At 37.7% G+C, this 21,979-nt stretch carries 26 protein-coding genes; 16 read left to right on the top strand and 10 right to left on the bottom strand.

All coding sequences use genetic code 11. The features are described 5' to 3' along the window. Positions 1–38 precede the first annotated feature (38 nt). Complete coding sequence (locus tag JM81_RS18225) at positions 39–1,262, bottom strand: MFS transporter (protein WP_144805698.1); 1,224 nt, start codon at positions 1,260–1,262, stop codon at positions 39–41. A gap of 108 nt (positions 1,263–1,370) precedes the next feature. Here JM81_RS18225 and udk point away from each other — a divergent pair, with 108 nt between their 5' ends. The 9 genes from udk to JM81_RS18180 all read left to right on the top strand — a co-directional run bounded on the left by udk (position 1,371) and on the right by JM81_RS18180 (position 8,387). Continuing rightward, on the top strand, positions 1,371–1,985 hold the full coding sequence (gene udk, locus JM81_RS18220; RefSeq protein WP_089261918.1) for a uridine kinase: 615 nt from the start codon (positions 1,371–1,373) through the stop codon (positions 1,983–1,985). Then, complete coding sequence (locus JM81_RS18215; RefSeq protein ID WP_089261768.1) at positions 1,985–2,317, top strand: FtsB family cell division protein; 333 nt, start codon at positions 1,985–1,987, stop codon at positions 2,315–2,317. The genes udk and JM81_RS18215 overlap by 1 nt, the downstream gene beginning before the upstream one ends. 187 nt (positions 2,318–2,504) lie before the next feature. Next, a complete protein-coding gene (locus JM81_RS18210; protein ID WP_089261770.1) occupies positions 2,505–3,278 on the top strand; it encodes a ParA family protein in 774 nt (257 codons plus the stop codon). Position 3,279: 1 nt separating this feature from the next. After that, on the top strand, positions 3,280–4,194 hold the full coding sequence (locus JM81_RS18205) for a ParB/RepB/Spo0J family partition protein (RefSeq protein ID WP_144805502.1): 915 nt from the start codon (positions 3,280–3,282) through the stop codon (positions 4,192–4,194). Next, positions 4,187–4,846 (top strand): DUF5683 domain-containing protein, encoded by a 660-nt coding sequence (locus tag JM81_RS18200; protein ID WP_186435608.1) that lies wholly within the window; start codon positions 4,187–4,189, stop codon positions 4,844–4,846. Before JM81_RS18205 ends, JM81_RS18200 begins: the two co-directional genes overlap by 8 nt. A 2-nt stretch (positions 4,847–4,848) precedes the next feature. Then, positions 4,849–5,550 (top strand): 4-hydroxy-tetrahydrodipicolinate reductase, encoded by a 702-nt coding sequence (gene dapB / locus JM81_RS18195; protein WP_144805500.1) that lies wholly within the window; start codon positions 4,849–4,851, stop codon positions 5,548–5,550. Positions 5,551–5,642: 92 nt separating this feature from the next. Beyond that, entirely contained in the window at positions 5,643–7,358 is a 1,716-nt protein-coding gene (gene lepB / locus JM81_RS18190) for a signal peptidase I (protein ID WP_144805498.1), read from the top strand. An 80-nt stretch (positions 7,359–7,438) separates the two neighbouring features. After that, the gene (locus JM81_RS18185) at positions 7,439–8,074 is read left to right on the top strand and encodes a WbqC family protein (protein ID WP_315897760.1); all 636 of its coding nucleotides are present in this window, start codon (positions 7,439–7,441) and stop codon (positions 8,072–8,074) included. Continuing rightward, a complete protein-coding gene (locus JM81_RS18180; protein WP_144805496.1) occupies positions 8,067–8,387 on the top strand; it encodes a DUF6122 family protein in 321 nt (106 codons plus the stop codon). Before JM81_RS18185 ends, JM81_RS18180 begins: the two co-directional genes overlap by 8 nt. Here JM81_RS18180 and JM81_RS18175 read toward each other — a convergent pair. The 7 genes from JM81_RS18175 to JM81_RS18145 form a co-directional block, all read right to left on the bottom strand. Continuing rightward, a complete protein-coding gene (locus JM81_RS18175; RefSeq protein WP_186435607.1) occupies positions 8,368–9,351 on the bottom strand; it encodes an endonuclease/exonuclease/phosphatase family protein in 984 nt (327 codons plus the stop codon). The genes JM81_RS18180 and JM81_RS18175 overlap by 20 nt on opposite strands. A gap of 48 nt (positions 9,352–9,399) precedes the next feature. Then, the gene (locus JM81_RS18170; RefSeq protein ID WP_144805492.1) at positions 9,400–10,278 is read right to left on the bottom strand and encodes a rhomboid family intramembrane serine protease; all 879 of its coding nucleotides are present in this window, start codon (positions 10,276–10,278) and stop codon (positions 9,400–9,402) included. Between the two features lie 3 nt (positions 10,279–10,281). Further along, on the bottom strand, positions 10,282–11,025 hold the full coding sequence (locus tag JM81_RS18165; RefSeq protein WP_144805490.1) for a rhomboid family intramembrane serine protease: 744 nt from the start codon (positions 11,023–11,025) through the stop codon (positions 10,282–10,284). Next, positions 11,026–12,882, bottom strand: a complete 1,857-nt coding sequence (gene mutL, locus JM81_RS18160) for a DNA mismatch repair endonuclease MutL (protein WP_144805488.1) — start codon at positions 12,880–12,882, stop codon at positions 11,026–11,028. Positions 12,883–12,884: 2 nt separating this feature from the next. Then, entirely contained in the window at positions 12,885–13,181 is a 297-nt protein-coding gene (locus tag JM81_RS18155; protein ID WP_089261790.1) for a riboflavin synthase subunit beta, read from the bottom strand. A 125-nt stretch (positions 13,182–13,306) separates the two neighbouring features. Then, entirely contained in the window at positions 13,307–13,789 is a 483-nt protein-coding gene (ribH, locus tag JM81_RS18150) for a 6,7-dimethyl-8-ribityllumazine synthase (RefSeq protein WP_144805486.1), read from the bottom strand. Then, positions 13,789–14,556: a tetratricopeptide repeat protein gene (locus JM81_RS18145; protein ID WP_144805484.1), complete on the bottom strand. Its 768-nt coding sequence runs from the start codon at positions 14,554–14,556 to the stop codon at positions 13,789–13,791. Before JM81_RS18145 ends, ribH begins: the two co-directional genes overlap by 1 nt. 122 nt (positions 14,557–14,678) lie before the next feature. On the opposite strand from JM81_RS18145, the gene recF reads away from it, so the two are divergent. From recF to JM81_RS18130, 3 genes are read left to right on the top strand one after another with little or no spacing between them, the layout of a single operon-like run. Next, entirely contained in the window at positions 14,679–15,758 is a 1,080-nt protein-coding gene (gene recF, locus JM81_RS18140) for a DNA replication/repair protein RecF (protein WP_144805482.1), read from the top strand. 2 nt (positions 15,759–15,760) lie between these two features. Next, positions 15,761–16,177: a hypothetical protein gene (locus JM81_RS18135; RefSeq protein ID WP_144805480.1), complete on the top strand. Its 417-nt coding sequence runs from the start codon at positions 15,761–15,763 to the stop codon at positions 16,175–16,177. Continuing rightward, positions 16,177–16,473 carry a DUF721 domain-containing protein gene (locus JM81_RS18130; protein ID WP_089261800.1) on the top strand — a complete coding sequence of 99 codons (297 nt, stop codon included), beginning with the start codon at positions 16,177–16,179 and terminating at the stop codon, positions 16,471–16,473. The genes JM81_RS18135 and JM81_RS18130 overlap by 1 nt, the downstream gene beginning before the upstream one ends. Positions 16,474–16,564: 91 nt before the next feature. Here JM81_RS18130 and JM81_RS18125 read toward each other — a convergent pair whose 3' ends face one another. Beyond that, on the bottom strand, positions 16,565–16,984 hold the full coding sequence (locus JM81_RS18125) for a nucleoside-diphosphate kinase (RefSeq protein ID WP_089261802.1): 420 nt from the start codon (positions 16,982–16,984) through the stop codon (positions 16,565–16,567). 49 nt (positions 16,985–17,033) lie between these two features. Continuing rightward, positions 17,034–18,059, bottom strand: coding sequence for an alkaline phosphatase D family protein (locus tag JM81_RS18120; RefSeq protein ID WP_144805478.1), 1,026 nt, complete (start codon positions 18,057–18,059; stop codon positions 17,034–17,036). 75 nt (positions 18,060–18,134) lie between these two features. On the opposite strand from JM81_RS18120, the gene JM81_RS18115 reads away from it, so the two are divergent. From JM81_RS18115 to JM81_RS18100, 4 genes are read left to right on the top strand one after another with little or no spacing between them, the layout of a single operon-like run. Then, the gene (locus tag JM81_RS18115; protein WP_144805476.1) at positions 18,135–19,151 is read left to right on the top strand and encodes a DHH family phosphoesterase; all 1,017 of its coding nucleotides are present in this window, start codon (positions 18,135–18,137) and stop codon (positions 19,149–19,151) included. Beyond that, complete coding sequence (gene gldI / locus JM81_RS18110; protein ID WP_089261808.1) at positions 19,148–19,690, top strand: gliding motility-associated peptidyl-prolyl isomerase GldI; 543 nt, start codon at positions 19,148–19,150, stop codon at positions 19,688–19,690. Before JM81_RS18115 ends, gldI begins: the two co-directional genes overlap by 4 nt. 10 nt (positions 19,691–19,700) lie before the next feature. Next, positions 19,701–20,840 carry a peptidylprolyl isomerase gene (locus tag JM81_RS18105; RefSeq protein WP_144805474.1) on the top strand — a complete coding sequence of 380 codons (1,140 nt, stop codon included), beginning with the start codon at positions 19,701–19,703 and terminating at the stop codon, positions 20,838–20,840. Positions 20,841–20,881: 41 nt separating this feature from the next. Then, positions 20,882–21,946, top strand: a complete 1,065-nt coding sequence (locus JM81_RS18100) for a glycoside hydrolase family 5 protein (RefSeq protein WP_144805472.1) — start codon at positions 20,882–20,884, stop codon at positions 21,944–21,946. Positions 21,947–21,979 lie beyond the last annotated feature (33 nt).

The following is a 21,979-nucleotide window of genomic DNA, read 5'->3' as shown; positions in this document are numbered from 1 at the left end:
CCGGCACAGCCAGATGCTACTAGAAAATATTAGTTATATTATTTGGAAAACGCATGGTTGTTGGCAAATAATGGCCTAGTCTTAAAGGTCATGAACAACACTACGGAAAGTAGTCCGCAAATACCTAAGCCTGCAAACAAGGCCCAAACGGAATCTTTTATAAAACTACCTACAAAGATAGAAATAGGAATGGACAAAATAGTGGATACAAAACCGGTTATTGCCGCTCCTATACCTGCTATATGGCCTATTGGTTCCATGGCAATGGAGCGCATATTGCCCCAAATAAAACCAAGACACAAAAACAAGAGCGATAGAAAAACCAAAAGTATGGTAATATTAGGGTCATGGGAATTTACGAACAAAATGCTATAGGTCAACGCTATTGTCGTAAATGCTACCAAAGCCATAAACGAAAGGTTGCGCATGCCAAAACGTAGTACCAAAGTGCCGTTCATTAATGTGGAAAGTCCTACGGACAATGCCAGGCCGGCAAACACGTAAGGAAAAGTATCCGTTAGGCCATAAAGGTCTTCAAATACATGTTGGGCAGAACTTAAATACACCAAAAAAGACCCTGTTATAAGTCCGGAAATAATTGTACAGGAAACAGTTTCCTTATACTTGAATATTTCCTTGGTCCCTTTGATGAACACTTTAAAGGAAAATGGAACTTTGTAAGCAGGACTCAATGTTTCTTGTTGTCTCTTAAAAAACCAAATGCCTACGACTAGGGCAAAGAACAATTGCATATAAAAAATGCCCTGCCAACCTGTATACCCCATTACCGCTTTTCCTATGGCCGGTGCCACAACAGGCACCAAAATAAAAAATGCGGTTACAAAGGACATGATCTTGGCCATATAGTCTCCACGATAAGTATCCCTAATAATGGATATACTTATCGTCCTGGGCGCAGAAAGTCCAACACCCTGTAAAATTCTGCCTACTAGCATAATTTCAAGGTTTGGTGCCACCAAACAAATGATACTGGCAATAAAAAAGATGATAAATCCAAAATAGACAATTGGTTTTCTCCCTAAACTATCTGACAAAGGTCCAAAAAACAACTGCCCTACACCCAGTCCAAGAAAAATCATGGTGACCAACAGTTGATTTTGCGTAGGGTCCAAACTGTTTATTGCGATACCAATATCTGCCATTGCCGGTAAAATTGCATCTATGGTAAGTGCCACAATGGACATTAACGAAGCCATTAATGCTACAAATTCAAAATTTGGTTTTGTATGTTCTTGTTGCATCATGCAAAAATAAGGCTTACCATCTCAAGGGGTGTTAATAAAAGTTGAATTTTAAGTTTTATGCATTTTTGATATTCAAATATGTATTTTTGCATCAAAGCAATTGATATGTTGATTATTGGGATAGCCGGAGGGACCGGGTGTGGAAAAACAACGGTAGTAAATCAAATTATAAATGAATTACCTAATGAGGAAGTGGGTGTAATTTCCCAAGATTCCTATTACAATGATCTCTCACATCTATCACTTGAAGAAAGAAGAAAAACCAATTTTGACCACCCTAATTCTATTGACTTTGCACTTTTGGAAGAGCATTTAAATGCATTGCGAAACGGCAAATCCATTGAACAGCCCGTGTATTCATTTTTAGAGTGCAATAGAACGGCCAAAACAATCCTTACCCACCCTACCAAGGTAATTATCGTAGAAGGTATTTTGATCATGACGAACCCTGCAATCAGAAAGATGTTCGACATTAAGATTTTTGTACATGCAGATACGGATGAGCGACTAATTCGCAGATTAAAAAGAGATGTAAATGAACGAGGTTGGAATTTAGATGAGACCCTAGAGAAGTATCAGGCCATAATAAAACCTATGCACGAGCAATTTATTGAGCCAACCAAGGAATATGCGGATATTATAATACCAAATAATAAATACAATACGGTTGCCGTTGAAATCGTAAAGAGTATAATCAACGAAAAATTAATGCAGTCCTAATGTCGTTCAAAGATCTAAAGCAAAAGAAGTGGTTTAAGGTAGTGACCAATATGTATGTATTGGTACTTTCCGCTTTTGTTATTTGGATGCTTTTTTTTGACACCAACTCCTTAATGATCCATTTAGAGTTGAGGAAAGAAATCAAGAAATTGGAAAAAACCCAGGATTTTTTAAAAAAGGAAATTGCAAAGGATAAAAAGATTATAGAAAAACTCTCAAGTGAAGGGGAATTGGAAAAATTTGCCAGAGAAGAGTACTACCTTAAAAAAAAGAATGAGGAAATCTATCTAATTGAATATGAGGATAGCCTAAAACTAAAGGAAAAGGAGTAGACAATTGCATGCTTAATAAGTTGTTGAAAGAAATTTAAAGGCCGTATACTACAAAACATAAGCCGTTCATTTTAAATAAATTAACGCTTTTTTAATGAATTCAATTTCATTATTCACTTAGTGTTAACAAAATCCTTTCATAAGCCCCGTAAATAATTGTATTTTTACGGCCTAACTTACTTTAAATATGGGCAAGATTATTGCTATAGCCAATCAGAAAGGTGGGGTAGGTAAAACTACCACTACAGTGAACTTAGCCGCCTCGCTAGGTGTATTGGAAAAAAAAGTGTTGTTGATCGATGCTGACCCACAGGCCAATGCCACATCTGGCCTTGGAATAGATGTAGATGGAGTGGAATTGGGCTCTTACCAATTATTGGAACATACTAAGAGTGCAAAGGAGACGATTATACCAACCACTTCCCCAAATGTAGACCTTATCCCGGCACATATAGATTTGGTGGCCATTGAAATAGAACTAGTGGATAAGGATGAGCGGGAATATATGATGAAAAAGGCCATTTTGGACCTTAAGAACGATTATGATTTTATCCTTATAGACTGTGCCCCTTCCTTGGGTCTTTTGACCTTGAATGCACTTACTGCAGCAGATTCGGTAATAATTCCTATACAATGTGAATATTTTGCCCTTGAAGGATTGGGAAAACTTTTGAATACCATAAAAAGCGTTCAACGATTGCATAATGCGGAATTGGATATAGAAGGAATGTTATTGACCATGTATGATTCTAGGTTACGATTGTCCAACCAAGTGGTAGATGAAGTAAGAAAACATTTTGGCGATATGGTATTCGATACGGTTATACAGCGTAATGTACGATTGAGCGAAGCACCAAGTTATGGGGAGAGTATTATTAAATATGATGCTTCTAGCAAGGGAGCGACCAACTATCTGAATTTGGCAGATGAGATAGTCAAAAAAAATAAGCAGACGGTTTAATATGGCAAAAGCGACAAAAAAACAAGCTTTAGGTAGAGGACTTTCGGCTCTTTTAAAAGATCCGGAAAATGATATTAATACGGCAACCGATAAAAATGCAGATAAGGTAGTAGGCAATATTATTGAGCTGGATTTGGAGCATATAGAGGTAAATCCTTTTCAACCACGCTCCAACTTCAATGACGAATCCATTAAGGAATTGGCTACTTCTATAAAAGAATTGGGTGTTATTCAACCCATAACGGTTCGCAAACTAGGTTTTAACGAATATCAGTTGGTTTCTGGTGAAAGAAGGTTTCGTGCATCCAAACTGTTGGGACTGGAAACCATACCCGCTTACATACGTATTGCAAATGACCAGGAGTCTTTGGAAATGGCATTGGTCGAAAATATTCAGCGCCAGGATTTAGACCCTATTGAAATAGCACTCTCATATCAGAGATTGATAGATGAGATTAACCTTACCCAAGAAAAATTAAGTGACCGTGTTGGTAAAAAAAGGTCTACCATAGCAAACTATTTAAGGTTGTTGAAATTGGACCCAATTATCCAGACAGGTATGCGCGATGGTTTTTTAAGCATGGGGCATGGCAGGGCCTTGGTCAATATTGACAAGAAACAGGATCAGTTGGCACTTTATGAAAAAATCATTACCAACAACCTTTCTGTGAGGGATACTGAAAGTGCAGTTAAATCCTACCATACGGACGCTTCTGATAAATCTTCAAAAGAAGTAAAGAAAACGGAAAAAAAGGACCCCGCAGTTTTTGTACGTAAAGGAATCAAGGAACTTACCGATGCCCTTTCCGTGAAAGTGGACATTAAAGCTTCGGATAAGGCACAGGGAAAAATTACTATTCCTTTTAAATCACAAGAAGAATTTGACCGTATCAAAAAATTGATTACAGGTGCGTAGCAAGCTATCCCTTTTAACTTTTCTATTAATAGTATCAGGTTTTTGCTATGCGCAAGAAGAGGAACCAACCGTACCTACAGTGGTAACGGATAGCGTACCAAAAATACGTGAGAATGAAGTTGTGGTAATCAATGATTCTGTTGCATTAAAAAAAACAGAACGGGAATTTAAACCCTTAGCGCCGAGTAAAGCCGCTTTTTATTCCGCATTGGTTCCCGGACTAGGTCAAGTCTACAATAAAAAATATTGGAAAGTACCTCTAGTCTATGGTGCCATAGGTGGAAGTATATATGCTTACACTTGGAACAATGACAATTATCAAAGCTTTAGAACTGCATTTAAAAGAAGGTTGGCCGGTTTTACGGACGATGAATATTATGATATCAACAATGATAATTTACCGGGTGATCCACCAGATTTAGATCAAGATGACCTGGAATATCAACAGGAACGGTTTCAAAGTGACCGCGACCTGTGGTTGGTAGTTGCCATTGGCATGTATGCGTTGAATATTGTGGATGCCAATGTAGATGCACATTTAAAACAATTTAATATTGACGATGATTTAAGTATAGATTTTGAACCTTACTTTGACTTAAATCAGGTGACCAACAGCCCAAATTATGGTATGGCCTTAATTATAAAATTTTAAGAATGAGAATCGCACTTTTTGGATATGGGAAAATGGGCAAGATGATAGAGCAGATAGCTTTATCTCGTGGTCATGAAATTGCGGCAAGAATTGATGAAAATACAGAACAAATTGATTTTGATGCCATGGATGTGGCAATAGATTTTAGTATGCCCAATGCCGCCTATAACAATATTAGCACCTGTTTGAACAATAATATCCCAGTCATATCCGGTACTACAGGATGGTTGGATCGCTATGATGATGCGGTGTCACTTTGCAATAAGAACAATGGTGCATTCATTTATGCATCTAACTTTAGTTTAGGGGTGAACATTTTTTTTGAACTGAATAACTATTTGGCAAAAATGATGCAAAACCTTCCCGAGTATAAAGTTTCCATTGAGGAAATCCATCACACTCAAAAATTAGATGCCCCAAGTGGTACAGCCATAACTTTGGCAGAAGGTATTATTGAAAATTCTGACTATGGGCAATGGAAGTTAGACGAGGATACCCAAGGTACAATACCGATAACGGCAAAAAGAATTGGCCAAACACCGGGTACACATACTATAGATTATACTAACAACATAGATAGCATTGAGATAAAGCATACTGCCCATAACAGGGAAGGATTTGCGCTTGGTGCAGTAACCGCTGCGGAATGGATTGTTGGCAAAAAAGGTGTATTTTCCATGCGCGATGTGTTAAACCTTGGTTAAAAAACGTAACAATAGATAGTTGTAAAGACTGATGGATCATTGATGCCTTACACTGTGGTTAGCAGTGGGTCTTGATTATAAAAACAAAACATATGAATGCAACCCAGTGGATAATTTTTATTTTAATTGTTCAAGTCATACATTTTTTAGGCACTTGGAAACTTTACGTCAAAGCAGGAAGAAAAGCTTGGGAGGCAGCAGTTCCCGTATATAATGCAATAGTGTTGATGCAAATTATCAAAAGACCTAAGTGGTGGGTTATTTTGCTTTTCATACCTATTATCAATCTATTGATGTTCCCGGTAATTTGGGTGGAGACCATTAGAAGTTTTGGAAGAAACAGTACGTTGGAGACATGGATAGTAATAGGTACCCTTGGTTTCTATATTTATTACGTAAACTATTCCTTGGAAGTATCCTATATTCAAGATCGCAGCTTACAACCTAAGACAGCAACGGGAGAATGGATAAGTTCCATACTATTTGCTATTGTGGCCGCTACATTGGTTCACACTTATTTTATACAGCCCTACGTAATACCTACGGGCTCGTTGGAGCGTACATTGCGCATCGGTGATTTCCTTTTTGTAAGTAAGTTTCATTATGGGGCAAGAACACCAATGACAACGGTTGCAGCACCTATGGTGCATGACACCTTGCCCATATTGGGAACACCTTCATACTTAAAAAAACCACAATTACCCTATTTTAGGCTGCCCGGTTTTACCAAGGTAGACCGTAATGATATTGTAGTATTCAGTTGGCCGGCAGATACGGTCCGTGTATTCTTTAAAAAAGAAAAAGGGGTAAAAAAGCCAATTGATAAAAAATCAAATTATGTAAAACGTTGTGTAGGACTCCCAGGGGATTCGTTGGAAGTACATAATGGCTATGTATTTATAGATGGCAAACAATTGGAATTACCTGGAAGTGCCAAACCACAGTTTGATTATACCATTTATAGTGCTAAAGGAGTTTCTTCCAGATTACTGTTGCAAAAAGGTATAACCAGTTTTACCCGTAAGTACATTTCAGGACCCATAAATCAAGAGCAGGTCAATGGGTTACAAGGTTATGTGGTAGGCTTTAATCAATCCGCCAATGGGCAAATAGAATTATATACCGGTAGTTCAGGGATACCGGCCAATGTAATTTCCAATTATAGACTATCCTTGAAAGAAGTAACGGATCGGGAACGAACTATTCCCTTGACCGCTGATATGGTAAGGGCACTTAAGTCAGATTCTAGCATAGATTCTGTGGTTCAAAATGTCCAGCCCAAAGGTAAAAGAGGAACCAATTTATTTCCACAGAGTACGGACTATCCTTGGAACTATAGTCAAATGGGACCAATTTATATTCCTAAAAAAGGGGCTACCGTAGATTTAAATTTAAAAGTATTACCGCTCTATAAAAAAATAATAAGGGAGTATGAAGGCAACGAAATATCCGTTGCAGGAAATCAGATTAGTATTAACGGCACACCAACGGACACCTATACCTTTCAGCAAGATTATTATTGGATGATGGGTGATAATAGGGACCATTCAGAAGACAGTAGGGCTTGGGGCTATGTACCTGAAAACCATATTGTAGGCACCCCTATCTTCATTTGGATGAGCTTTGATAATTTTGTCGATGCAAATGGAAACCCGAATAAAATATGGAAATGGAAACCTAGATGGGACCGCATATTCACCACCGTTAACGGTGAAGGACAACCACAATCCTATTTCAAATATTTCTTGATTCTTTTAGGTGTTTATTTTGTTGGAAATTGGTTCTGGAAACGAAAAAAATCAAAATAGGTTTAAATAAGTAGTTTAGGCGACTGTAACGTAACTACCTGATCATTATAAATATACTTTGACGTAATTAAAAATATATAATGAAGATGAAACTAATTCATCCTACATATTTTCCCAATATCCATACATTTAGTTTAATCGCAAATGAAAGTATCTGCTGGGAACTAGAGGATAATTACCAAAAGCAGACTTTTAGGAACAGGACATATATTTCTACAGATCGCGGAAAGCATATTTTAAGCATACCAATTGTTCATGTAGGGAAAGAATTTGGAAGACAACGCTATAAGTCAGTGGCATTGGACCACACTTATCCTTGGCAACGCCAACATTGGAGAACATTGGAAACAGCTTATAGAACCTCTCCTTTTTTTGAATTCTATGAAGATGAGATAAGACCGCTATACACCCAGCCTTTTGATTTGTTGATGGATTTTAACTTAAAGACCATTGAAGTAATATTAGATTGCCTTCAATTACAAATGCCCTCAGAAACAACCAGCTCTTACGAAGACAAACCTGCTTTATACGAGGACTACAGGTTTTTGGTAAATGCCAAATTAGACCATGATCTACATTTTGAACCTTACACCCAGGTTTTTGGCGATCGGCATGGGTTTATCCCTAATTTAAGCATATTGGACCTCTTATTTAACTTGGGTCCAAATGCACTGACTTATTTGAAGCAAGGTATTTTGCCTAAAACACATGGTTAGATTTATTGCCCACTACGGCATACATTTTATAGTACCCTTAGTTATCGCCTTTTATTTTTATAAGGAAAATAGATTACTGGCTACGCTTATTCTTTTATCAGGAATACTTATTGATCTTGATCACGTTTTGGCCACCCCAATGTTTCAGGCAAATAGATGCAGTATAGACTTTCATCCGTTGCACAGTTATATAGCCATTGCTATTTATATATTGTTATTTACGTTTAAAAAAACTAGAATTTACGGTTTGGCGCTTCTACTGCATATTCTGGCAGATACGGTAGATTGCCTTTTTATTCGTGCCCAATTTTAATCGTAGCCATAATAGGCTCATGATCAGAGAGATTTATTTCATAATTATAATGAGACAGTACTTCATAAACGGGGTCTACCAGAATAAAATCTATCCTAAAAGGAAATTTCCAAAAATTAATGGTTTTGCCATATCCATTTCCCTTTTTCAAAAAAGTATCGTTTAAACTACCCTTTATGGTAAAATACGAATTGGAAAATTGCGTATTGTTGAAATCTCCGCAGACAATTAAAGGATATGGACTTTTATTGATAAGGCTGCGCACAATAGTAGATTGCTGTTGTTGCTTGGAGAAAGAGTTTCGTAGTCTTACGAACAATTTATCCGATCGTTCCCTCTTAATATTGGAAGGTCTTATGTTTAAGGATTCTAAATGTAAATTATAGACCCTAATAGTATCTTTTTGAACTATAACATCTGCATAAACCGCACTGTTAGATGACTCGGGAAACTCAATTATTTCCTTATTGATGATCTTGTGTTTTGAATAAATTGCCTGAATTACCTTATCCTCGTCAACATCAAAATTAAAATCAACATATTTATACGGGTATTCTTCAAAAAAGTGCGACCGTATTTTTCTATAATCGAACTCTTGAAAACAAACAATATCCGGATTCTCTCGTTGTATAAATTTTACTATGGTATCCCCAGCCGTACTCTTCCACTCATCTTCCTTTCCCCTAAACCCTAAACTATTAAAACTCATAATGGATAGGGTATTGGAAGTATCTTCCACTTCTTCAATGCTATTGAATACTACAAACGTATCCAAAGCAAAATATCCATAAATTAGGACCGAGAGCGATAATAGCATTCTAATATTGAACTTAAAAAGCCAATAAAGAAAAAACAGCATATTCACGAACACCAAAACCGGTACGGCCAAACTTACAAAAGCCAAACTTGCTGATGCTGTATATGGTACAATACATGCCAGCAATAGAATGAGGAAAAAAATCATGTTTAAAGCAAACATGATCTTAGCGAAAAATGAAGATATTCGCATATACTAATTTTCTTTGCCCGCTTTAAATAAAAAATCCTTTTCTGCTTTGGAAAGGCTCTCATAACCGGACTTACTGATTTTATCCAAAATGGCATCTATTTTTTTCTGATGCGTTTTTTTGTCATAATCCTGAGAAGACCCAAAGTTAGAAGTTCTCTTCTTGTTTTTATAAACCGTTTTCATAGGGGCTTTTTTACCTGTGGTCTTGAACACGTTGACCACATTGTCCATTAATTTTGAAAAACCGGAACCTATATCCGTACCTTTCAACAACTGACTGGCATAAAAATATCCTAGAAAAGCACCTCCCAAATGTGCTAAATGTCCACCGGAATTACTTATGGGCAACTGAATCAGGTCCAAGAGAACCACCCCGGCACCTACCATCCAAAGCTTTACGTTAAAAAAAATGAGTCTAACTTCTTGATTTGGCAAATAGGTACAAATAAAAATAAGAACCGCACTGGCCCCCGCAGAAGCCCCTATCAAATATGCATTGGTATTAAAAAAAGCAGGAAATATATTGTAGCCCAGTACAAATGTCAGCCCTCCTAGAATGACCCCCAAAAGGTATACCGTTAAAAAACGCTTGGCATCAAAAAGGTTAAGGAATATTCTACCAACAAAATATATAAGCAACATGTTCCAGAACAGATGGCCAATGCCTCCATGAAAAAATGAATAGGTAATGATGGACCATGGCTGATAAACAATATCCATCAAGTTATTGGGTAGCTCAAACCATTGTACAATCCTATTTTTAGAAATCCCCAATAAAAAAGGTACAAGTCCGTTGACGACAAAGACCAGTACATTTATGGCAATAAGCTTTTCAGCTACGTTTAATCTACTCCATTGATATCTTATATCCGGTTGTGCCATAATTTAATTCCACCTATTGTTATTAAATTGATTTTTTTTCCAGTACCACATCATTAGGAAACCGAACAATGCACCACCTACGTGGGCAAAATGTGCAATACCTTGACCAAACAAACTATAGCCCGTTACCCCAGAAAATAAATCTAAAGCTATTAAAACCGGAATAAAGAACTTGGCCTTAATTGGTACTGGTAAAAACAATAAAAATAGTTCACTGTTAGGGTAAGACATACCAAAGGCCACCAAAACTCCATAGATGGCCCCAGAAGCTCCCACTACTGGAGTATTAAAGGCTCCCAAAAAGTTATCTATGGTAGATTTACCTGCAATCTCATACCATTGCGTACTATACTGCCCACTATTGATAATTTCCAGAATATTACTTTCAGTCAACCCTGCACTCAAAAGAGCGTTCATACCCGCATCGTAATAATAATAATTGACACCTATATGAATCAAGGCCGCCCCAAGTCCTGCTGAGATATAAAAGAACAAAAACTTGTTTCTACCCCACATACGCTCCAAAGGTGAACCAAATGCATACAATGCATACATGTTGAATAAAATATGCATAAACCCACCATGCATAAACATGTGGGTAACAATTTGCCATAATTGAAAATGGTCGTTTTTAGGAAAATACAGCGAAAACCACTCGTACATTTGGTCTCCGTACATATTCGTTGCAATAAAAAACAGTACGTTTATTATTAGCAAATGTTTAATGGTCTCGGTTAATCTACCCATTTATATAAATTTTCGTTCTATATCGTTCTCTGTAATCATTATATATACTTTTTTATTAAACGGGCTCAAGGTAGATTCCTTACAGGCGAACAAGTCATTGACCAGTTTTTGCTGTGAAAATTCATCCAAGGTTTCTCCCGTTTTTACGGATAGCGTTTTGGCCAATGTTTTTGCCAACATATCACTTTGTGAAAAACTATCTCCTGGAACTTCCTGCTGAAAATCTGACATAAGCTGCTCCATGATCATCTGCACCTCGCTTTCTGCTACCAGTACAGGAACACCCTTGATTTCCACACCTTCATTGGACACCTCTCCAAATACAAAACCAACCGTACAAAGATTATCCTTTATCTCATCTAATATTTCTATTTCACTTGGGGTAAATGACAAGGTCAAGGGAAACAACAACTGTTGGCTTACCGCTTCCTTTATGGTAATGTTCTTTAAAAAATTCTCATATAATACCCGCTGATGAGCCCTGCTTTGGTTAATGACCACCATACCGGATTTGATAGTGGTAATAATATACTTTTTCCGTAACTGAAACGTGTGGGTTACATGGTCCGCCGCTTCATTATCAGATTCAAAAATACTACTGTTCACGACTTCAGATTCAAATTCCAAAGTACTATTATTATTGCTAGGATGATCTACGGCGACCTCTAGACCGGCATACATGTTTTCCCAACCCTTGGCACTTGTTTTAGTGTAATTTCCAGAAGTACCGCCTTTATATTTTTTGACCTCTTCAAACGGATTGAACGAAGCATCTACGACAACTTGTGGAATACCAACTTTTTTACCTTTGTAGGCATATGGAGTTTCCAAATTTTGGTCCTGCTCAAAATCAAGTGCAGGTATAACGTTAAATTGGCCCAAACTATGTTTCACCGCAGATTTTAGCATGGCGTAAAGAGTGTGCTCATCGTCAAACTTCACTTCGGTTTTAGTAGGATGAATATTAATATCTATGGTACCGGGATCAACCTCTAAATTTAAAAAATAACCAGGATGCGTACCCGGACGTATCAACCCTTCAAACGCACCTAAAATGGCATGGTGCAGATACGGACTTTTTATAAATCGATTATTGGCAAAAAAGAACTGTTCTCCCCTACTCTTTTTGGCAAATTCAGGTTTCTGAATATAACCCGATATTTTTACCACCTGTGTATCCTCTTCTACAGGCACTAACTTTTCGTCTGTTTTCCTGCCGAATATATGGACAATACGCTTTCTAAAATCATTGCCGGGCAATTGAAAAACATCACTGCCATTATTGTAAAAACTGAATGCAACTTGAGGATGCGCCAATGAAATTCTATGAAACTCGTCTGTAATATGCCTATACTCTACCTGATCGGATTTAAGGAAATTACGTCTGGCGGGAATATTGAAAAACAAGTTTTTAACCAACATGGAGGTACCCTTAGGTGCCACCACCACTTCTTGAGTTACGACCTTGGAACCCTCTATCTTAATTTTGGTGCCTATTTCATCATCTTCAGTCTTGGTAAGCATCTCTACATGTGCGATTGCCGCAATAGAAGCGAGTGCTTCTCCCCTAAAACCTTTGGTATGCAAATTAAATAAGTCCTCTGCCTTCTGGATTTTAGATGTGGCATGGCGTTCAAAACTCAACCTGGCATCGGTACCGCTCATACCTTTACCATTATCAACTACCTGAATCAAAGTCTTACCCCCATCCTTAATTATAAGTTTTATTTCAGTAGCGCCTGCATCTATGGCATTCTCCAACAACTCCTTGACTACGGATGATGGGCGCTGAACCACTTCTCCTGCAGCAATTTGGTTCGCTACATGGTCTGGTAATAATCTAATAATATCGGCCATTATTAAGAAAAGAAAATTGAGAGTTCAAAATCAATAATATAGAGAAAAATAAGTATGAGTACCGCCAAAATTACGGCCATTCTTATTTTAATGTTCCGATCACCCTTTCTTTTGGTATCTTCAAGTGCACTATTGATTTTATTTTTAAGTCCCCTAGAGGTATGTAAGGTACTTCTAAACTGATCGAACTTTGGTTCTATTTTGTAGGGGTTGGCTTTATCCTTGTTATCGTAATACCTAGGATTATATTCAAACTGCCTGTTTTTTCGTAACCTCGTTATTTTACTCAACATCCCCATAATACCAAAGTTACTTAAAATAGAAAAATAGCACCCTAAAGGAATGCCAAAATTTGTTAACAGCTATATGGACTGTAGAACTAATCTATAATCAGTTAACAAATAAGTAAATAAACAGAAAAGCGCTAGTTTCCTAGAGCAGCCATTTTAATGGCGGCTATGGCAGCCTCAGTACCTTTATTGCCATGTTTTCCACCACTGCGATCAATGGATTGTTGTATGTTATTATCCGTAAGTACACAGAAAATAACGGGTACATCCATTAAAACATTCAGGTCCTTAATTCCTTGGGCGGTTGCATCACATACGAAATCAAAATGCTTGGTCTCACCCTGTATTACGCTACCTATGGCAATAACCGCGTCTACTTTTTGCGTTTGGATCATTTTTTTTGCACCAAAGGTAAGTTCAAAACTACCTGGAACATTCCACCGTAAAATATCCGTTTCCGTTGCCCCACAATCTAACAATGCCTCCATGGCACCCGAAAAAAGTCCTTCCGTAATTTGGGAATTCCATTCAGAAACAACAATCCCAAACCGAAGTCCTTTCGCGTTTGGGATTGTTGCTTTATCGTAAACTGATAAATTTTTATTGATCGTAGCCATTATGCACCACTTTTAGCCATTCCTATAAATGCATCGATACTACCGGCATTTTCAGATTTTGGATACTCGTCCTTTATTCTTTGGAAAAAGCCCAAAGCTTTGTCCTTATCACCCATTTCAAGAGCGGTAACACCTGCCTTGTAAAGAAATTTAGGCGTAGTATAATCATTGGTACTGTGGGCCACTGCTGCCTCATAATATCCCAAGGCATCTTCCGGCTGATCTAATTGCATAAAGGCATCACCCAATCCGCCTTTGGCAAGTGCCCCCAATATGGCATCGTCGGAACTGAAGTTTTCCAAATAATTGATTGCCTCTTGGTATTTGTTCATATTCAAGTAGGACATACCGGCACCATAGTTTGCCAAGTTTGCAGCTTGGGTACCACTATATTCCTCTATAATATCCTTAAAGCCGTACTTACCTTCTGCACCTTCCAAAGCCAATGTAAACAATGAATCTTTGGCAGTTGTACTTGTCAACGCCTGATCAAAGTATTGCTGGGGATAATACATTTCGTTAGCCGCACTGGTCTCCTTTGGTTTTACCACAAATTGACTATAGGCCAAATATCCCAAAACACTAATTGCAATAACCCCTATAGCACCCAATATAAAATTTTGGTTTCTAGAAACCCACTCCTCTGACCTTGAAGCCCCTTCGTCCAAGGAACTAAATACTTCTGCGGTAGTACTTTCTTGCTCATCGAATTCTTGCTTTTCAGCCTTTGTTTCAGGTTTGTATCCTCTTTTCTTATATGTAGCCATCTCTAATTTTATTGGTCGCGCAAAAATAAAGTTTTTATTGAAATCCAATGGTGTATTTATTCGTTATTTTTGGATATTATAGGGTAGTTATCGCCTAATAAATCCCAAATTCAAGAATTTTAATGTTACTGAGACAATTATCATTAATCAATTATAAAAATTTCGAATCAAAAGAATTAGTGTTCGATGCTAAGATTAATTGTTTTGTGGGTGATAATGGGGTTGGCAAAACCAATATTCTGGATGCCATTTATCATTTATCCTTTGGTAAGAGTTATTTTAACCCTGTTTCCTCCCAAAATATAAAACATGGCACCGATTTTTTCGTCATTGACGGATTATTTGAGAAAGACGACCGTGAAGAAAAGATCGTTTGCAGCTTAAAGAAGAACAATAAAAAAATAATTAAACGCAATGGAAAAGCTTATGACCGTTTTTCCGACCATATTGGTTTTTTGCCTTTGGTCATAATTTCCCCTGCAGACCGTGACCTCATTGTTGAGGGAAGTGATACGCGCAGGAAATTTATGGACGGGGTCATATCACAATCTGACAAGGGGTATCTACAACACTTGATCAATTATAATAAGATATTGTCCCAGCGCAATGCACTCCTAAAGTATTTTGCGGCCAACAGAACCTTCAATAAGGACACATTAGCAGTATATAACGAGCAACTTGCCACGTATGGTACCGCAATCTTTGAAAAGAGAACCGCGTTTATAGAAACTTTTATTCCCATCTTTCAGGAGCAGTATAGGGCAATTACCGGTGGCTACGAACATGTAAGGCTCACCTATAACAGTAAGCTTTTGGATAATGGATTAATTGATCTATTGGAAAAAAACCTGGATAAGGACAGAGCGCTACAATATACGAGCGTAGGTATACACAAGGACGACCTTAACTTTGAGATCAACGAATATCCTATTAAGAAATTTGGGAGCCAAGGACAACAAAAATCATATTTAATCGCCCTTAAATTTGCCCAATTTCATTTTATGAAATCGCAAAGTAATACTACCCCAATCTTAATTTTGGATGATATTTTCGATAAATTGGACGAGCATCGTGTTGCACATATTATATCTTTGGTGAACAATGAAAATTTTGGCCAGATCTTTATAAGCGACACCCATGCCGATCGAACGGAGGATGTGGTAAAAAAAATTCATCAGTCCTATAAAATCTTTAAATTATAAACATGCGTTATATAGCGTTACTAACATTGTTTCTAGCAACTTCCTGCAGCACCGCCGTGGATACCAAAGACCTTCCAAACTTAAATGGTTATTGGGAAATTAAGGAAGTACGCTTTACCGATGGCACAAAAAAGGAATATAAGGTTAACAGTATGGTAGATTATATTACGCTAGATAGCTTAAACGGTTTTCGTAAAAAAGTACAGCCAAAATTTGATGGTTCTTTTGTAACCTCCAATGATGCAGAGCCGTTCAAGATCCTTATGCAGAACGATTCCATTTTTATGGAATACAATAATGACCTTACCCATTGGCGAGAAGCTTTACTTTCAATTAGCCAAGATTTTTTTTCCGTTAGGAACGAAGAAGGCATTATTTATCATTATCAAAGATTTGAACCAATAAACATTACACCATAATGTCAAAAAGACAAAACGATAACCTATCAATGAAAGAAGCCCTTTCCGCTTTTATCCAGAAAAACAAATTGGAAAAAGGAATGGATAAGGTGAATGCAAAGGATGCATGGGTGAGGTTAATGGGTAACGGGGTAAATAATTACACTACCGCTGTTGAACTCAGGAACGAAACACTTTATATATCGCTCTCCTCTTCCGTTCTACGTGAAGAACTAAGTTTGGGAAAATCCAAAATCATTACCATGATGAACGAGGAATTGGGAAAAGAACTTATAAAAAAATTGATCTTACGGTAAAAGATTGTTTAACCTTAAACCATTATTAAATCTTATTAAAACAAAGAACCGGCCTAATAGGCCGGTTCTTTTGTTTATAACCTATTATAACTTAGTAAATTTCCCTTCCTGAAAAGTGAAATGCACCTTCTATTGCTGCATTTTCATCACTATCAGAACCATGGACCGCATTTTCTGCAATATCCGTAGCGAACAGTTTACGAATGGTACCCTCCGCTGCCTCCGCAGGATTGGTTGCACCTATCAATGCCCTAAAATCTTCCACTGCATTTTCTTTCTCCAAAATGGCGGCAACAATTGGTCCTCTAGTCATAAATTCAACCAATTCACCAAAGAAAGGACGCTCTCTATGTATACCATAAAATTCTTGCGCATCCCTTAAGCTAAGTTGCGTATATTTCATGGCCACTATTTTAAATCCAGAAGCGGTAATCTTTTCCAATATAGCCCCTATATGTCCATTTTCAACGGCATCTGGCTTAATCATAGTAAATGTTCTATTCGTACTCATATCTTAATTTTTGCGCAAAAATACATTTTTCCCCATAACTGACAACTATTCAAAAGACTTGTTCCATTTTCTCGAGCACCACTCCACCGTCACCAACAATCTGAAAATCAATCTTTTTTGCTTTAAAATTGAAATTTAAAAGACCAAAACTTTCCGTAAAAATAACCTTGCCTACCCTATAAGGGTTTGGTTCTCCCGTAAATCCTCTATAAGTATGGGTAAGACCACTACTTGTAAAATCTATAAGCGGATACTCCATTCCGTCAAGGCTTTTTCTTGAAAATTCAGATATGTGTCTATCACCGGACAATAGGACAACCCCTTTGGCCTTGGACTTAACGATAGTTTGCTCCAAACGGTCTACTTCATGGGGAAAGTTCCCCCAAGTTTCAAAACCATGCTCCCGTGAGAGAAATTGAATACTGCTTACGATAATATTAAAATCGGCTTTGGAATGGAGCAGTTCATTTTCTAACCACACCCATTGCCCTTCTCCCAATATAGTTCCAATACCATATTCATTAGGTTTAATACGTTTCTTCGTTTCATGGTCAGGGGTCAAAGGGGTTCTAAAGTATCGGGTATCCAAAATAATGATTTTAATGCTGCCCTGATCTATATTAAAATCCTTGGTACGGTAGACCCCTTTTTGGGTTCTTAACGGGCTTTGCATAGGAACACGCATAAAGTTCCAAAATTCTTGTTGACTTTCATCTTTAGAGGTATATTCTACGCCCCCATCGTTTAAACCGTAATCATGGTCGTCCCATGTGCCCAAAACCTCTGTGACATTGACCAGTTTGCTATAACCAGGTACGGCCTGTTGGGCATCGTACATTGCACGCAATAAGGACATATCATCTGTATCCGCATAAATATTATCTCCACCCCAAATCCAAACATTAGGATTAGAATCAACTATATCGTCCCATAATAAATTAGGAAGTTCTGTCTTATTGCAGGAACCAAAGGCCAAAGTGAAATCTACCTCATGTGCGGAGTCTACCACCCCATGCTTAGGTGCAGAGCAAGATAGAATCAAGACCGCTATCAAATAACTGAGCGTTTTTTTCATTTCATAAATTTATGGACAAGTAAAATTAAACGATTCCATTTAAAGCCTATATTATTAAATTGTATCTTTGCCGCCATGAATTTAGAGCACCTAAACGCGCTTAAACAGTTACTTTCCACACCAAGGAAAATTGCGATTATACCCCATAAAAATCCGGATGGTGATGCCATAGGTTCAACCTTGGCGCTCTGGCATTATGTAATTAATAAAGGTCATAATGCCAGTATCGTTTCACCTAACGATGCTCCAAAATTTTTAAAATGGATGCCCGGAGCGGATAAAATCCTAAATTTTGAAAAACAGAATTCCCAAGCCAAATCATGTATTGGAGCGGCAGACGTAATCTTCACATTGGATTTCAACCACTTGGGCCGTGTTGGGCAAATGAGCGAACTATTGGAAGAATCATCCGCTACATTCGTAATGGTTGACCACCATCAAGAACCATCGGATTATGCAAAAATCATGTATTCCGATGTAACCATGAGCTCCACTTGTGAAATGGTATATCATCTTATAGGACTATTGGGCGACGTAGATCAAATTACTAAAGAAATGGCCAATTGCATCTATACCGGTATCATGACCGATACCGGGTCGTTTAAATTTGCTGCAACTACAAGTAATACGCATAGGGTGGTCGCAGATTTAATGGACAGAGGTGCAGAAGGTACAGAAATTCACCATCGTATTTACGATACCAATTCACCCAGTAGATTACATTTACTAGGATGTGCCTTAAAAAACATGGTCATTTTGGAAGAGTACCATACCGCTTATATCACCTTAAGCCAAGAAGAGTTGGATAAGTACAACTATCAAAAAGGAGACACCGAAGGTTTTGTAAACTATGGGTTAACCTTGGACGGCATTAATTTTGCCATAATTTTTATTGAAAACAAGGAGGAAGGCATATTGAAAATATCTTTTAGGTCGGTAGGTGATTTTTCCGTGAACGATTTTGCAAGAAAACACTTTAATGGCGGCGGCCATACCAATGCCGCTGGAGGAAAGAGTGAAGATTCCATTGAAGATACTATCAAATATTTTACTTCGTTATTACCACAATACCAGAATCAATTACAGTCATGAGAGTAGTTTTTTTAGCATTACTTTTAATACTTGTATATAGCTGCAATGGGCCCGAGCCAAGAAAACCTGTACAGACAAAAAGCGGCAGTTTTTTTAAGGCTTCAATAGAAAGAAGCAGAAAATTATTGGAACAAGAAGAAAAAAAGATCCAGCAACTTATTAAAGCGGATTCATTAAAACATTATACCCATAGTTCATCTGGATCTTGGTATACTTACTTGGCCGTTAACGACACCACGGACTATACCCCACAAACAGATGATATCGTAGTCTTCAATTATGATGTATTAACCTTGGACAATGACACTATTTATTCTAAAAAAGATATCGGTGTAGTTACCTACAAAGTAGATAAACAGGAACTTTTTCAAGGCCTTAGGGATGCCGTCAAGCTGTTAAAGGAAAATGAGCGTGCCACATTTCTTTTTCCATCATCCTTGGCATTTGGTTATCATGGTGACGAAAACAAGATTGGCAGCAATGTTCCCATAAAATCTACAATTACAATTTTACAAATAGAAAAACAACAGGAAAATTAAAATGAATATTATGATTAAAAACATGTATATTATTGCAGTTGTTGGGCTAGTTATGGCCAGCTGCAATACTAGTAAAAGAGCAGATTTGGGCGATGGTCTTTTTGCTGATATAAAAACCAATAAAGGAGATATCATTGTTAGGCTAGAGCAGGAAAAAACACCTATTACGGTAGCCAATTTTGTTTCCCTTGCAGAAGGTAAAAATCCGTTTGTCAGTGAGCAGTACAAAAACAAAAAATTCTATGACAGTTTAACATTCCATAGAGTAATGAAAGATTTTATGATACAGGGAGGGGACCCATTAGGAAACGGGCAAGGCAATCCTGGATACCGTTTTATTGATGAATTCAATGACTCACTGGTTCATGATAAAAAAGGAATACTCTCCATGGCCAATTCTGGCCCTTCTACCAATGGCAGTCAATTTTTTATAACCCATAAGGCAACGCCTTGGCTGAACAACAAGCATTCCGTTTTTGGCGAAGTGGTGGAAGGCTTGAACATTGTTGACTCTATTGCCAATGTTCCTGTAGGAGCAGGAAACAAACCCATAGAACCCGTAACAATGAATACTATAGAGATTATCAGAAATGGTAAGGAAGCACGTAAGTTCGATGCCGTAGAGGTCATGACCAACTATTTTGACAACGAAGAGGAAAGACTAGCGGCCATAGAAAAGGAAAAAGCTGAAAAATTGGCGGAAGTACAAAAAATAAAAGCTGAATTTGCCTCTCAAATAGAAGCACAAAAAGCAAAAGCAACGGCATTGGCATCCGGTCTAAAGGTTTTGACATTGAACGAAGGTTCTGGAGATAAACCAAAAGTTGGCCAAAAAGTAAATGTAATGTATGCAGGTTACTTAATGGACGGTAGCTTGTTTGATAGTAATTATGTAGAAATTGCCAAAAAATACGGCACCTTTGATTGGAACAGGGAACAAGCTGGTGGTTACATGCCAATTCCTATGGATTATTCACCGGAATCCCGTTTAATTGCAGGTTTTAGGGAAGGCTTATTGACCATGAACGTAGGTGATAAAGTACGTTTGTTCATACCTTCACATTTGGGCTACGGAGCTCAAGGTGGTGGTCCCATCCCTGCAAATGCAGATTTGGTGTTCGATGTTGAGATTACTGAAGTAGTAGAATAAAAATTTACAAAGACCAATATAATCGGTAACTTTATACAGATATGTATAGAGCAATTCATTTACCGATTGTATTGGTTCTTTTTTTTAGCATCAATTTATCATGCGCCTCTAAAAATGAAATTGGAGCCGCGCCAAATTCCAACCAAGAACAATCCACCTCCACACCTACCGGCACCAATGAGGTGAACGAAAAAGAGTCTTTTGTATCCCTTCATGGACAATTGCGCATAGATGGTAATAAAATAGTGGATGAGTATGGAAATGCCGTACAATTAAGAGGCATGTCTTTTTTCTGGAGTCAATGGATGGGCAAATACTATACTCCCGAAACTGTTTCGTGGCTAAAGGAAGATTGGCAATGTACCGTTGTAAGGGCTGCAATGGGCATTGAAGATTCTGAAGGCTATATAACCGATCCACAAGCCGAAAAAGACAAAATTTTTACCGTTATAGATGCAGCAATAGCCAATGGAATCTATGTTATTGTAGATTGGCATAGTCATCATGCAGAGGATTATGAAGAGGAGGCCAAACTATTTTTTACCGAAATAGCACAAAAATATGGAGCCCGTCCAAATATAATTTATGAACTGTACAATGAACCCTTGGACGTTTCTTGGATTAATGTTCTTAAGCCATATCATGAAGCGGTCATAACGGAAATAAGAAAATATGATCCGGATAATATTGTCATCTGCGGTACCAGAAATTGGTCACAACAGGTAAACGAAGTCATAGGCAATGAAATTGAAGATGATAATGTAGCCTACACATTGCACTACTATGCCTCATCGCATAAACAGGACTTACGTGATATAGCCCAAAGCGCGCTGGACAATGATATTGCCTTATTTGTTACGGAGTTAGGCACTACGGATTATTCGGGTGATGGATTGATTGATGTACAAGAAACCAATACCTGGTGGAAGTTTTTGGATGACAATGGCATTTCCTGGTGCAATTGGTCTATAGCGGATAAAAACGAAAATTCTGCAGCATTACAGCCAAATGCAAGTACCAGTGGTCAATGGCCAGATAGTGCAATTACCCAAAGTGGACGGTTGGTACGTGAAGAATTAAGAAATAAAAATCCTAAGTTTCAATAACCCTTTAAAAGGTTTTCTTTTGGTTTATCTATG

This window comes from Maribacter sp. MAR_2009_72 (assembly GCF_007827235.1).
GTDB lineage: Bacteria > Bacteroidota > Bacteroidia > Flavobacteriales > Flavobacteriaceae > Maribacter > Maribacter sedimenticola.
The sequence above is the reverse complement of the archived record's forward strand: the minus strand, read 5'-3'. Positions and strand labels throughout refer to the sequence as shown.

Excerpts from the sequence above, each read along its gene's own strand:
- JM81_RS18125 (WP_089261802.1), bottom strand. The coding sequence starts at position 16,984 with ATGAGTACGAATAGAACATTTACTATGATTAAGCCAGATGCCGTTGAA.
- JM81_RS18130 (WP_089261800.1), top strand. The coding sequence starts at position 16,177 with ATGTCAAAAAGACAAAACGATAACCTATCAATGAAAGAAGCCCTTTCC.
- ribH (WP_144805486.1), bottom strand. The coding sequence starts at position 13,789 with ATGGCTACGATCAATAAAAATTTATCAGTTTACGATAAAGCAACAATC.
- JM81_RS18100 (WP_144805472.1), top strand. The coding sequence starts at position 20,882 with ATGTATAGAGCAATTCATTTACCGATTGTATTGGTTCTTTTTTTTAGC.
- JM81_RS18170 (WP_144805492.1), bottom strand. The coding sequence starts at position 10,278 with ATGGCACAACCGGATATAAGATATCAATGGAGTAGATTAAACGTAGCT.
- JM81_RS18120 (WP_144805478.1), bottom strand. The coding sequence starts at position 18,059 with ATGAAAAAAACGCTCAGTTATTTGATAGCGGTCTTGATTCTATCTTGC.
- JM81_RS18175 (WP_186435607.1), bottom strand. The coding sequence starts at position 9,351 with ATGATTTTTTTCCTCATTCTATTGCTGGCATGTATTGTACCATATACA.
- lepB (WP_144805498.1), top strand. The coding sequence starts at position 5,643 with ATGAATGCAACCCAGTGGATAATTTTTATTTTAATTGTTCAAGTCATA.
- JM81_RS18165 (WP_144805490.1), bottom strand. The coding sequence starts at position 11,025 with ATGGGTAGATTAACCGAGACCATTAAACATTTGCTAATAATAAACGTA.
- JM81_RS18215 (WP_089261768.1), top strand. The coding sequence starts at position 1,985 with ATGTCGTTCAAAGATCTAAAGCAAAAGAAGTGGTTTAAGGTAGTGACC.
- JM81_RS18205 (WP_144805502.1), top strand. The coding sequence starts at position 3,280 with ATGGCAAAAGCGACAAAAAAACAAGCTTTAGGTAGAGGACTTTCGGCT.
- gldI (WP_089261808.1), top strand. The coding sequence starts at position 19,148 with ATGAGAGTAGTTTTTTTAGCATTACTTTTAATACTTGTATATAGCTGC.
- JM81_RS18135 (WP_144805480.1), top strand. The coding sequence starts at position 15,761 with ATGCGTTATATAGCGTTACTAACATTGTTTCTAGCAACTTCCTGCAGC.
- JM81_RS18145 (WP_144805484.1), bottom strand. The coding sequence starts at position 14,556 with ATGGCTACATATAAGAAAAGAGGATACAAACCTGAAACAAAGGCTGAA.
- dapB (WP_144805500.1), top strand. The coding sequence starts at position 4,849 with ATGAGAATCGCACTTTTTGGATATGGGAAAATGGGCAAGATGATAGAG.
- JM81_RS18225 (WP_144805698.1), bottom strand. The coding sequence starts at position 1,262 with ATGCAACAAGAACATACAAAACCAAATTTTGAATTTGTAGCATTAATG.
- JM81_RS18185 (WP_315897760.1), top strand. The coding sequence starts at position 7,439 with ATGAAGATGAAACTAATTCATCCTACATATTTTCCCAATATCCATACA.
- recF (WP_144805482.1), top strand. The coding sequence starts at position 14,679 with ATGTTACTGAGACAATTATCATTAATCAATTATAAAAATTTCGAATCA.
- JM81_RS18180 (WP_144805496.1), top strand. The coding sequence starts at position 8,067 with ATGGTTAGATTTATTGCCCACTACGGCATACATTTTATAGTACCCTTA.
- JM81_RS18210 (WP_089261770.1), top strand. The coding sequence starts at position 2,505 with ATGGGCAAGATTATTGCTATAGCCAATCAGAAAGGTGGGGTAGGTAAA.
- JM81_RS18105 (WP_144805474.1), top strand. The coding sequence starts at position 19,701 with ATGATTAAAAACATGTATATTATTGCAGTTGTTGGGCTAGTTATGGCC.
- udk (WP_089261918.1), top strand. The coding sequence starts at position 1,371 with ATGTTGATTATTGGGATAGCCGGAGGGACCGGGTGTGGAAAAACAACG.
- JM81_RS18115 (WP_144805476.1), top strand. The coding sequence starts at position 18,135 with ATGAATTTAGAGCACCTAAACGCGCTTAAACAGTTACTTTCCACACCA.
- mutL (WP_144805488.1), bottom strand. The coding sequence starts at position 12,882 with ATGGCCGATATTATTAGATTATTACCAGACCATGTAGCGAACCAAATT.
- JM81_RS18155 (WP_089261790.1), bottom strand. The coding sequence starts at position 13,181 with ATGGGGATGTTGAGTAAAATAACGAGGTTACGAAAAAACAGGCAGTTT.